The sequence below is a fragment of the Thermomonas sp. genome, assembly GCF_023953935.1.
In the GTDB taxonomy this organism is placed as follows: domain Bacteria; phylum Pseudomonadota; class Gammaproteobacteria; order Xanthomonadales; family Xanthomonadaceae; genus Thermomonas.
The window spans coordinates 135,462-146,626 of the sequence record NZ_JAMLIW010000007.1 but is presented as its reverse complement, the minus strand read 5'-3'; the positions used below and the strand labels follow the sequence as shown (position 1 = coordinate 146,626).

Below are 11,165 nucleotides of genomic sequence, written 5' to 3'. Positions count from 1 at the left end.
AGCAGGGTGCGGGTGTCGGTGATCATGCCGTCGAGGTTGCCGCGGCACAGCTTGTTCCACTGGGTGGCGGCGCGGGTGACGCCACCCTTGTAGCGCGGCGCGCCGGGCGCCAGTTCGGCACGCGCCAGCACCATTCCGGCGGCTCCGGAACCCAGGGTCAGGGTGGCCAGTTCATTGCGAAAGTCGGCCTCGGTGACGTCGGCGCGGGTCATCCGCTCGAGGGTTTTCTCGTAAGCCTTGTTGGCGGTTTCACCATCGACCACCAGCGCATACTCGATCTCGCCGCGCTCGATCATCCGGCCGGCGATGTCCATGCCGTTGATGAAAGCCAGACAGGCGTTGGCGATGTCGAAGTTCTGGCAGGTCTCGGGCAGGCCGAGGTTGCCGCTGACGATCGAGGCGGTGGACGGCTCCAGATAGTCGCGGCTGACCGACGTATTGACCAGCAGGCCGATCTTGTCCGGATCAATGCCGGCGTCGGCCAGGGCCTTGACGCCGGCCAGGGTGGCGGCATCGGAGGCCTGCACGTTGTCATCCCACAGGCGGCGCGCGTGGATGCCGGCGATGTCGCCGAGCACGTCGGTGCGGATGCCCAGCCGGTCCAGCGTCGGCTTCAGCCGCGCATTGATTTCCTCGGACGTCAGGCGTCGGGGCGCATCGATATGGGCCAGACCGGCAATGGCAACGCGTTGAAACAGCATGATCTTGACTCGAGACTGGCGCAAACGGCGCCCCGGACCGTGCAGGATAGCGCGATTCGCGCCCCATGCGCAGGCGTATGGAAATTTCGGTTCGGCGGGCCCCGTTCGCCTTCAGGGGCAGCGCCACATCGCCCAGCGCTGACGGCCGTGGTCTGGCGCCTGTATCGGACTGATCCGATTGGCGCCCAGCTCGACGGCCTGGTTGCGCGCCAGGATCTCCAGTTCGTCGCGCAGCCGCAGCGCGTCGCGCTCGTAGAAGCCGACCCGGTGGGTCATGGTCACCACCACCTCGCCGCGGTTTTCACAGCCGGACGGCGCGCTGGCCAGCACCTGCACCCGTGCCGCGCTCGGGCGCAAGGTCACGAAAGCGCAGCCCGAAAGGATCAGGCATCCGCACGCCAGCAGGAAACGTCGCATTCGCATGCCTCGGTGTCCGAAAATTCACTCGCCCGACCGGGCCGGCCGGCACCGCTCGGGCGCACACGTCGCCTCGCATGGGCGACCGCAAGCCGCGCCCACGCCGGGAGTGTGGCCGGTTTTGAATCCGGCTGGATGAACGCGGGGTGGCTTGGCGCCTGCGTGACGGCCTGCCGCAGGTGCCACCAGGCAAGCCCGGCCCCGCCCGCTGCCGGCCGGCCGGCAGCGTTCAGCCTTCGCCCAGCAGCGCCGCCACCAGCGCGGCATGATGCGCGGCCTGGACCGCCCGGCGCAGGCGGCTGGCGGTGAGGATGCAGCAGATCTCGCTGACCGCGGTTTCGAACACGTCATTGATGACGACGTAGTCGAACTCGTCGTAATGGCGCATCTCTTCACGCGCACCGGCCAGTCGGCGCCGGATGACGTCCTCGGAATCTTGGGCGCGTTTGCGCATGCGCTCTTCCAGCGCGGCACGGGTCGGCGGCAGGATGAAGATGCCCACCGCCTCCGGCACTTTCTGCCGCACCAGCCGCGCGCCCTGCCAGTCGATCTCCAGCAGCACGTCGCGCCCGGCCGCCAGCAGCGGCTCGACCGCCTGCCGGCCGGTGCCCTTCCAGTCGCCGTGGACGCGGGCGTATTCGAAGAAATCCCCGGCCGCCACCATCGCCTCGAATTCGTCCGCGCTGATGAAGTGGTAATCCCGCCCATCCACCTCGCCCGGCCGCGCCGCCCGCGAGGTGTACGACACCGACAGGGAAAGCCCGGCATCCCGAGCCAGCAGCGCCCGCACGATGCTGGATTTTCCTGCACCGGAGGGCGCCGCGATGATGTAGAGGGTGCCTTGCATGGTGATTGGTGATTGGTGATTGGTGATTGGTGATTGGTGATTCGTGATTCGTGATTGGTGATTCGTGATTGGTGATTCGTGATTGGCAAAGGCGGGGAACTCTATCTGCCGTAAACCTGCCATTGCGGGGCTGTTGCTCTATCCAATCACGAATCACGAATCACCAATCACGGTTCTTTCCAATCACTCGATGTTCTGTATCTGCTCGCGGATCTGATCGATCAGCACTTTCAACTCCACTGCGGCAGTGCTGGTGCGGGCGTCAACCGACTTGCTGCCCAGGGTGTTGGCCTCGCGGTTGAATTCCTGCAGCAGGAAATCCAGCCGGCGGCCGACCGGGCCGGGCTGCGTGAGCACGCGCTGGAGTTCGTCCAGATGGCTGGTCAGACGGTCGAGTTCTTCATCGACGTCGAGTTTTTGCAGCCACAGCACCAGTTCCTGCTCCAGCCGCCCGGGATCGACCGCCGTTCCCAGTTCGGCCAGGCGGGCCTCCAGCTTCTGCCGCTGGCCGGCGCGGATCGCCGGGATCAGGCCGCGCACATCGGTCACGATCGTCGCGATGCGCCGGGCGCGTTCGCGGATCGCCGCCGCCAGCGCTTCACCCTCACGTTCTCGGGCCGCGACGAAGGCGGCCAAGGTCGCCTCCAGCACTGCCAGCGCCTCGGCCTGCAGCGCCTCGACATCGACGCCGGCCACCTGCAAGACCCCCGGATACTGCAACAGCTCGGTGAACTCGACGTGCAGCTGCGGGAAATGCGCATCCAGCGTGCGCGCCAGTTCGCCCAGCCGCGCCACCACCGCCTCATCCAGCCCCAGGCCGGTGCCGGCCGGCGCGCGCAGGCGCAGGACGAGGTCGAGCTTGCCGCGCGACACCCGCGCGGCCACCCGCTCGCGCAGCGCCGCCTCGCAGCCGCGCAATTCTTCCGGCAGGCGCACGCCCAGTTCCAGAAATCGATGGTTGACCGCGCGCAGCTCGCAGCCGAGCGCGCCCCACGCGGTTGCGCGCTCGGCGGTGGCACTGGCGGTCATGCTGCGAATCGACATGGGTGGGTCAGGTTGCGGGAATCGTGAATGGTAGTCTAGTGCCCCGTCGTTTTCCGGTTGCAGCGATGACATCGCTTCGTCCCAGCGGCCGCCAGCCCGGCGAGCTGCGCACCGTGGAGATCGTCCGCGGCTACACCCGACATGCCGAAGGTTCGGTGCTGGTGAGCTTCGGCGACACCCGGGTACTGTGCACCGCCAGCGTCGACAACAAGGTCCCCGCTTTCCTGCGCGGCAAGGAGGAAGGCTGGGTCACGGCCGAATACGGGATGCTGCCGCGCGCCACCCATACACGCAGCGACCGCGAGGCCGCGCGCGGCAAGCAGGGCGGGCGCACGCTCGAAATCCAGCGCCTGATCGGGCGCTCGCTGCGCGCCTGCATCGACCGCAAGCTGCTCGGCGAGCGCACCATCACTCTCGACTGCGACGTGCTCCAGGCCGACGGCGGCACCCGCACCGCGGCGATCACCGGCGCCTATGTGGCGCTGGTGGATGCGATCGACGGCCTGATCGCTTCCGGTGCCATCCGTCCGAAACCGCAGCGCCGCTCGCCGGTCATCGGCGCGGTCGCGGCGATTTCGGTCGGCATCTACGCCGGCGTGCCGGTGCTCGATCTCGATTATGCCGAGGACAGCGCCTGCGACACCGACATGAACGTGGTGATGAACGACGGCGGCGGCTTCATCGAATTGCAGGGCACCGCCGAAGGCCACGCGTTCCGCCGCGACGAACTCGATGCCCTGCTGGTGCTGGCCGAGCAAGGCTGTGCCCGGTTGTTCGCCGCGCAGCAGGCCGCGCTGGCCCTGTAGGCGCACCACAGGGCGCGACCGGGGGGTCGCCAAGCGCCATCGCGTCCCCGCGACGCTCCTGCAATCGACATGACATGGGCGCTTCATGCAGCTGGTCCTCGCCTCTTCCAATCAAGGGAAACTGGTCGAATTGCGCGAGCTGCTGGGCGACGGGTTCACCCTGCACGCGCAGTCCGAATTCGGGATTGCCGATGCCGAGGAAACCGGGCTGAGCTTTGTCGAAAACGCCCTGATCAAGGCCCGCCACGCCGCCCGCGCCAGCGGGCTGCCGGCGCTGGCCGACGATTCCGGGCTGTGCGTGGACGCGCTGGGCGGCGCGCCCGGCCTGCATTCGGCGCGCTACGCCGGCGGCCACGGCGACAGCGCGGCCAACATCGATCGCCTGCTGCGCGAACTGGACGCGGTGCCCGACGCTGCACGCACGGCACGCTTCGTCTGCGTGCTGGCGCTGCTGCGCAGGCCCGACGACCCGCTGCCGCTGATCGCCCAAGGCGTTTGGGAGGGCCGCATCCTGCACCAGCGCACCGGCGCCGGCGGCTTCGGCTACGACCCGGTGTTCTTCTCACCCGCGCATGGCTGCAGCGCGGCGGAGCTGGCGGCCGCGATCAAGCGCCGCGACAGTCACCGCGGGCTGGCGCTGGCACAGTTGCGCAGGCACCTGGGCAACCCCGGAGCCGAGCACTTCTGAGTGATTCGCTTCCGAGTGATCACCCACCTGCGGCACTCGGCCTCCCTACAATGCCATCGATGCTCACGACGCCTCCACTCGCGCTCTATGTCCACATTCCCTGGTGCGCGCGCAAATGCCCGTACTGCGATTTCAATTCGCACCAGCAACGCGGCGCACTGCCGTTCACGGCCTATGTCGACGCGCTGATCGCCGATCTCGAATTCGACTTGCCGCTGGTCTGGGGCCGCATCGTGCACAGCGTGTTCTTCGGCGGCGGCACGCCCTCGCTGTTTCCGCCGGAGGCGATCGACCGCTTCCTGCAGCAGGCCAGCGCACGGCTGCGGTTTGCGCCCAACGCGGAGATCACCCTCGAAGCCAATCCCGGCACGCTGGAACACGGACCCTTTCCGGGCTACCGCAAGGCCGGGGTCAACCGACTGAGCATCGGCGTGCAGAGTTTCGATGACGCCAGCCTGCAGCGGTTGGGGCGCATCCATTCCAGCGGCGACGCCGAGCGTGCGGTCAAGGCGGCGCAGGATGCCGGCTACGACAACATCAACCTCGACCTCATGTACGCGCTGCCGCAGCAGACGCTGGCGGGCGCCGTGGCCGACGTCGAGCAGGCCCTCGCCCTGCACCCGACCCACCTCAGCCACTACCAGCTCACCCTCGAAGCCGGCACCGCCTTCGGCGCCCGCCCGCCCAAGGGCATTCCCGACATCGACAGCGCCTGGGACATGCAGGAAGCCTGCCTGGCCCGGCTGGCGCAGGCCGGTTTCGCGCAGTACGAGGTCAGCGCCTGGGCGCGCGCAGGCCACCGCTGCGCGCACAACCTCAACTACTGGACCTTCGGCGACTACCTGGGCATCGGCGCCGGCGCTCACGGCAAGCTCACCCTGCCGGCCGAAAACCGCGTGCTGCGGCGCTGGAAGACCAAGCTGCCCAATGCCTACATGGCGGCCGCCGGGACCGCTGACGCCATCGAAGGCGAGGAAACCCTCGATCCGAAGCGACTGCCGTTCGACTTCATGCTCAATGCCCTGCGCCTGAACGACGGGGTGCCGATGACCACGTTCGAAGCCCGCACCGGCCTGTCGCGGCAGGCGATCGCCGGGCAGCTGGATCGCGCCCGCGCCAACGGCTGGCTGGACGATGATCCGGACTGGCTGCGGCCAACGCCGCTGGGCCTGCGTTTTGCCAATGATGCGATCGCGCTGTTCCTGGACTGAGCCAGTCCCGGCAGCCGGCATCGCCGCGATCAATCGCCGGAGCCGATTGCACGGTGGCCGCCAATGCGCTTGATGGCCGCCCGTTTCGCGCTAACATGCCGCTGATGGGCGGGGCGCCAGGGGGGCGTTGATGGCCGAAGCAACATCCGGGACCAGGGAAGGCGGGATGCATCCGGCCAGCGTGTCGCCGCGCGCGCGCCGCGTGCTCGATCGCGTGCTGGCCGACGTCCGCGCGGAATTCGAGCACCGGTTGCCGCGGATGGTCGAAGCCACCGAGCTGGCCCTGACCGAACCCTTGCCGGTCGGCAATCCCGCTTTGGAAACCATCCGCATCGACTCGCTGCGCAACCTCGGCAGCGGCAGCCCGTTGTTCATCCGGCGCTTCCTTCTGCACGTGGAGGAAAGCTTCAAGTCCCCCGACAGCAACACCACGCCGGCCTTGACCGTTGCCGCCGATCCACTGCCGCAGACGCTGAGCCTGGTGGTCGACGATGAATTGGACAACGACGGCACCTTGCTCGACAACATCGCCAGCCGGCTCAGCGCGCGCAACAGCCTGGCGCTGCAGCTGCTGGGCCAGCGTTTCGGCGTGTTGACGCGCGCGCCGGCGTATGAAGCGGAAACCCTGCCGCTGGGCCCGAACGTGCTGTGCGCAGGCCTGGCCAAGGCTTCCGACGTGCTGGAGCTGTCGCGTCCGGCCCGACTGCAATTGTTCCAGCAGTTCGAACGGGCGCTGGTCGATGCCTATCCGGCGTTGTTGGACGCCTGCAACGCCAGCCTGGCGCGGCTGGGCATCCTCCCGCACCTGAGCTTCGTGCCGGTGCGGCGGGCGCCAGGGTCGTACGCCGGCGACGGTGCGGACGCCGGCTTTGACCCGGACTCCGCCGGCACGGGCAGCCCGCAAACGCCCGAAGCCCTGGCCAGCGTGCGGATCCGTGCGGCGCAGCGGGCACCGATCGATGCCAGCTTCGCCACCTTGCAGTCGCTGCTGCAACGCCGCCGCGCGGTGCTCGCCAAGCTGCGCCCGGCGGCGGCCGGCGGCAGCGGCGGCGAGCGCGCGAAAACGCCGCCAACGCTCGCCCACGACGAGCTGCTGGAAGCGCTGCAGCGGCTGCGCGCCAACAACACCCGCGCTGAAAGCGTGCAGGAATACCGCCAAATCCTGCTGGCCCAGGCCCGCCAGCAGCACGGCCACGGGATGGCGCTGTCGGAAACCGATGAAGACAGCTTCGACCTGCTGGCGCTGTTCCTGGCCCAGCTCCAGCGCGCCCTGCGGCGCTCCAGCCCGGGCCATTCGCTGATCGACAAACTGTTCCTGCCGATGGTGCTGTCCGCCCTGCGCGACAGTGATTTCTTCACCCGCCACGATCATCCGGCGCGTGAGCTGATCGACGCGGTCTCGCTCGCCGGCGCGCGCTGGTTGGGTGAAGACGACCTCGACCCGCAGTGGCTGGGGCTGCTGCAACGCGCCGTCAATTCGGTGCAGCGCGACGGCAACGGCGGTCCGGAAGCCTTTGCCGAGGCCAACCGCACGCTGCAATCGGGCCTGCAAACCCTGATGCGCAAGGCCGAGATGGCCGAACGCCGGCAGGTGGAAGCCGCCCGCGGGCGCGAGCGGCTCGCGATCGCGCGGATGCGCGCCGGCGAGGAAATCACCCGGCTGCTGGATGGGCAAACGCTGCCGCAGTTCCACGACGTGTTCGTCCATCACGTCTGGGTCGACGTGCTGTCGCTGGCCTACCTGCGCAGCGGCGATGACAGCGACGCCTGGCGGCAGCTGGTGGAGACCACGCAACACATCGTTGCCGCCGCGCCGGAGGATGTCGTCGGCACGCTCCCGGAAGCCAGTCTCGAACGCATCCACGACGCGCTGGAACAGGTGGGCTACCACCGGGAAGATGCGGCTGCGATCGCCAGCGCGCTCAACGATGTGCGCACCGTGCCCGCCGCCGAGCGTCACCAGCTGCTGGACAAGCTCGGCGCGCGCGCCCGCCTCGGCGAAGACGCGCTGTGCTCCGGTACGGATCCCCGCGAGCTCCAGCACCCGGACGAACTGGAAGCCTACGAACAGCTGCGCAACACCCCCGTTCCCACCTGGATCGAATTCAACGTCGATCCCGAGCATCCGCTGCGCCGCCGCCTGGCGTGGAAGGGCGAAGCTTCGGGGCTGGCCCTGCTGGTCAACCGTCGCGGCCTGCGCGCGGAGGAAGAAACCCTGGTCGGACTGGCGCGCAAGCTTGCGGCCGGCAATGCCCAGCTGCTGGGCGCGGACGCCACACCGGCAAGATCGGCATGGGAAGCCACCCTCGACAGCCTGATGCCACTGGCGTCCGGCGCCGGCAAGAACGACGACGATGGGCATTGAACAGCGCCGCCATCCGCGCCGCGCGGTGGTCGGGCGCGTCGAGGTCTTCGACACCATCGCCGAGGAGACGGTGGGAATCCTCGGTGACGTGTCCGCCGGCGGCCTGCTCCTGATCGCCAGCGCCCCGCTGCCCGATGACGCGCTGTTCCAATTCCGTTTCTGCCTGAATGACGACGGCCGCCCATTGCCGACGGTCGAGGTCGGCGCCCACGTGCTCTGGCAGGCCCCTGCCGGCGCTCCGGGGCAGCATTACGTGGGCATGCGCTTCATCGGCCTGGCCCCGGAAACTGCCCTCCTGCTTCGACAGTGGTCCGAAGCACCCACCAGGCCGCCTGGATGACGGCCTGCCCCCGATGACGACAGGCCGACGCCTGACGGCCAACAAACATTCCGGATGGAGCCCGTAATGTCTTCAATCGGTCCCGCTATCACCCCGACATTCAAATCCGCCACCTCGCCACGACGCGTGGCCCAGATCGTGGACCACGTCACCCGGACCGCGGCCACCGCGCTGACGCCCCTGCTGCAAGCGGTCATTGCGGACCTGGAAGACGCGCTGTTCAAGCTGGCCGACCAGGCCCCGACCACCAGCCTGCAATCGGAATACCTGATGGCGCTGCGCGATGTGCGCGGATGCAGCGCCAGGTTCGTGACGGATTTTCTCGCCACCCTCGCGGACAGCCTCGGCAAAGCGCCCGCGCCCTCCGGCACCACCGGGGCTTCGGCGTGGCCCGGCGACCAAGCCTTGTCCCTGGTCGGCAACATCGCCATGGATGAGACCGTCCTGCTCAACGACATCGCCACCCGCGGCAGCAAGCACGCGAACACCGGCCTGCGTCAGCTCGGCCAGCGCTTCGCCGTCTTGATTGCATCGCCGGCACTGGACGCGGAACAGGTGCCCTACGGCCCGCACGCCCTGTGCTCGGTGCTGCGTGAGGTCGCCGGCCGGATGCCCCTGTCGGCCGAGACCCGGCAGCATCTCTACCGCAGCTTCGACCGCAAACTCATGGCGCAGCATGCGCATCTGGTCGACCTGATCAACACCACGATGGAAGAGCATGGCGTCTTGCGCAATCTCCGCCAATCCTGGCTGCGCATGAAACCTCAAGGCAGTCCGCAGGCGGCGAATGACAGGCGGCCCGTGCCCAGCAAGCAGGCAGCGGAACAGTCCGCTGACGCGCCTGCGCAGCGGGAGAACCGTCCAAGCCCGCACCCCGGTTCCGGCTTCGGCGCCAGCCCCGGTTCCGGTTCCGGTTCCGCTTTTCCCGACAGCCCTGTCGAACTGCCTGGGTCAGCGCTCCATGCCGACGCCGCCGCCGCAGACACCATCGACAGCGCCATTGACCTCACCTTCGACACGCTGCGCCAGCTGCTGGCCAATCGGCGCGAGTCGCAGCATGCCGCGGGCACTCCAGTGCCACCCGCTGCGCTGGTCACCGTGACCCGTGAACAACTACTTGGCGCGCTGCCGGCGTTTGCCGCGGATGACGCCCGCCCGCTGTCCATGAACATCGCGCAGATCCAGCAGGACACCCTTGCCCATCTTCGCCATCAGCACGGGCAATCGACCGATCTGGCCAGCGAGGACAGCGACACCTTCGAACTGCTCGATCTGCTGTATGGAAACATCGAGGGCGAAATCCGGCCCAGCAGCACCGCCGCAACGCTGCTCAAGCAGTTGCAGGTGCCCACGATCAAGCTGGCACTGCGCGATCGCGCGTTTCTCGAGCGTCCTGACCATCCCGGCCGGCAGCTGATCAACGCCGCCGCCGAAGCGGGTGCCCGCTGGCTGGATGAAGACGACGTGGATCCTGACGTCATCGCCGCGCTGATCGAGGCCGTCAGGCAGGTGGTCGAGACCCACCAGCGCGACGCGGACGCCTTCAGCAAGGCCAACACGACGTACCAGGCACGCGCCCGCAACTCGGAACGCAAGGCCAAACTGGCCGAGCGCCGTCAGGTCGATGCGGCGCGCGGCAAAGAAAAACTCGAGGTCGCCAGGCAGCTTGCGCTTGCCACGATTACCGCTGCCGTCGGGAACACGCCGCTGCCGCACGATGCCGCCACGTTGTTCCAGCAGGTCTGGCTGGACGCCCTGACACTGACTCTCTTGCGGCATGGCGAAGCCTCGCCGGAGTGGACCGGGCAACTTGCGACAACTCGGCACATCGTCACCCGGCTCCAGTCACGGGACGCCTCCGCCCCCGATGCCGCGCTGGCCGATACGGTACAGGCTTCACTGTCGCAGATCGGCTACCACGCGGACGATGCGGCGGCCGTTGCCCAACGCCTGACCGGCAACATCGAGGCCACCGAAGAACCATCGTCCGCCGATGCGCATCCCGAAGCCAGCCCCGTCGCACACACCCGCCTCGCGCAGGAAGTGCCGCGTGAGGCCACGCCCGAGCACGTGCCGCGCACCGACGCAGAAGAAGCGCGCCACCGCTACCTGCTGCGACTGCCGTTCGGGACCTGGCTGGAGTTCACCATCAACCAGCAGGGCGACACCGCACGCCGTCGTCTGGCGTGGTTCAGCTCCGTCACCGACAACGCGCTGTTCGTGAACCAGCGCGGGCAGCGCTTGGGCGAGCAGTCGCTGGACAGCCTGGCCAGGCTGATGGTCAAGGGGCAGGTGCGCGTCGTCGACATGACCCGCCCGCGCCTGATCGACCGCGCATGGGACGCCACGTTGTCCGCCCTGCGCAACTTCTCCGGGCGCCCGGCAACCGCAGGAGATCCCGCATGAACGAAGAAGCCCGCCGGACGCCGCGGCGCACCCTCGATATCAATGTCCAAGTCATCGACATGATGACCGACAAGCCGATGGGGCGTATCAGCAACATCTCCGCAACCGGCATGCTCCTGATCACCCGCACGCCCACCAACGACAATGCGCTGTACCAGCTTCGCTTCGCCTGCCCGAAGGGAGGGACGCACGAGGTTGATTGCGAAGTCGGCGTGAATCAGGTCTGGCAGCAACCGGCGGAAACGCCGGGGATGTATTGGGTGGGCACTCACTTCATCGCCATCTCGGAGCAGGACATCGCGTGCCTGCAGCAGTGGATCGGTGCGGGCGACGGCTGACC

General features: G+C 68.2%; 11 protein-coding genes. 7 read left to right on the top strand and 4 right to left on the bottom strand.

What is annotated here, in order from left to right; genetic code table 11:
* The 4 genes from M9902_RS09595 to M9902_RS09580 form a co-directional block, all read right to left on the bottom strand.
* On the bottom strand, positions 1-701 hold a 701-nt coding region (locus M9902_RS09595; RefSeq protein ID WP_297222554.1), incomplete at its 3' end, for a 3-oxoacyl-ACP synthase III.
* 111 nt (positions 702-812) lie between these two features.
* Positions 813-1,064 (bottom strand): DUF4156 domain-containing protein, encoded by a 252-nt coding sequence (locus tag M9902_RS09590; RefSeq protein ID WP_297222552.1) that lies wholly within the window; start codon positions 1,062-1,064, stop codon positions 813-815.
* A gap of 283 nt (positions 1,065-1,347) precedes the next feature.
* The gene (gmk, locus tag M9902_RS09585) at positions 1,348-1,965 is read right to left on the bottom strand and encodes a guanylate kinase (RefSeq protein ID WP_297222550.1); all 618 of its coding nucleotides are present in this window, start codon (positions 1,963-1,965) and stop codon (positions 1,348-1,350) included.
* Positions 1,966-2,148: 183 nt separating this feature from the next.
* The gene (locus M9902_RS09580; RefSeq protein WP_297222567.1) at positions 2,149-2,994 is read right to left on the bottom strand and encodes a YicC/YloC family endoribonuclease; all 846 of its coding nucleotides are present in this window, start codon (positions 2,992-2,994) and stop codon (positions 2,149-2,151) included.
* A gap of 80 nt (positions 2,995-3,074) precedes the next feature.
* On the opposite strand from M9902_RS09580, the gene rph reads away from it, so the two are divergent.
* The 7 genes from rph (at position 3,075) to M9902_RS09545 (ending at position 11,163) form a co-directional block, all read left to right on the top strand.
* On the top strand, positions 3,075-3,815 hold the full coding sequence (gene rph / locus M9902_RS09575) for a ribonuclease PH (RefSeq protein WP_297222548.1): 741 nt from the start codon (positions 3,075-3,077) through the stop codon (positions 3,813-3,815).
* 85 nt (positions 3,816-3,900) lie between these two features.
* A complete protein-coding gene (gene rdgB, locus M9902_RS09570; RefSeq protein ID WP_297222546.1) occupies positions 3,901-4,503 on the top strand; it encodes an RdgB/HAM1 family non-canonical purine NTP pyrophosphatase in 603 nt (200 codons plus the stop codon).
* 50 nt (positions 4,504-4,553) lie between these two features.
* The gene (hemW, locus tag M9902_RS09565; protein ID WP_297222544.1) at positions 4,554-5,714 is read left to right on the top strand and encodes a radical SAM family heme chaperone HemW; all 1,161 of its coding nucleotides are present in this window, start codon (positions 4,554-4,556) and stop codon (positions 5,712-5,714) included.
* 130 nt (positions 5,715-5,844) lie between these two features.
* Complete coding sequence (locus tag M9902_RS09560) at positions 5,845-8,079, top strand: DUF1631 family protein (protein WP_297222542.1); 2,235 nt, start codon at positions 5,845-5,847, stop codon at positions 8,077-8,079.
* Positions 8,069-8,419 (top strand): PilZ domain-containing protein, encoded by a 351-nt coding sequence (locus M9902_RS09555; RefSeq protein ID WP_297171549.1) that lies wholly within the window; start codon positions 8,069-8,071, stop codon positions 8,417-8,419. Before M9902_RS09560 ends, M9902_RS09555 begins: the two co-directional genes overlap by 11 nt.
* Before the next feature lie 126 nt (positions 8,420-8,545).
* On the top strand, positions 8,546-10,825 hold the full coding sequence (locus tag M9902_RS09550; RefSeq protein WP_297222540.1) for a DUF1631 family protein: 2,280 nt from the start codon (positions 8,546-8,548) through the stop codon (positions 10,823-10,825).
* Positions 10,822-11,163 carry a PilZ domain-containing protein gene (locus M9902_RS09545; protein ID WP_297222538.1) on the top strand — a complete coding sequence of 114 codons (342 nt, stop codon included), beginning with the start codon at positions 10,822-10,824 and terminating at the stop codon, positions 11,161-11,163. Before M9902_RS09550 ends, M9902_RS09545 begins: the two co-directional genes overlap by 4 nt.
* The last annotated feature ends 2 nt before the right edge of the window (positions 11,164-11,165 follow it).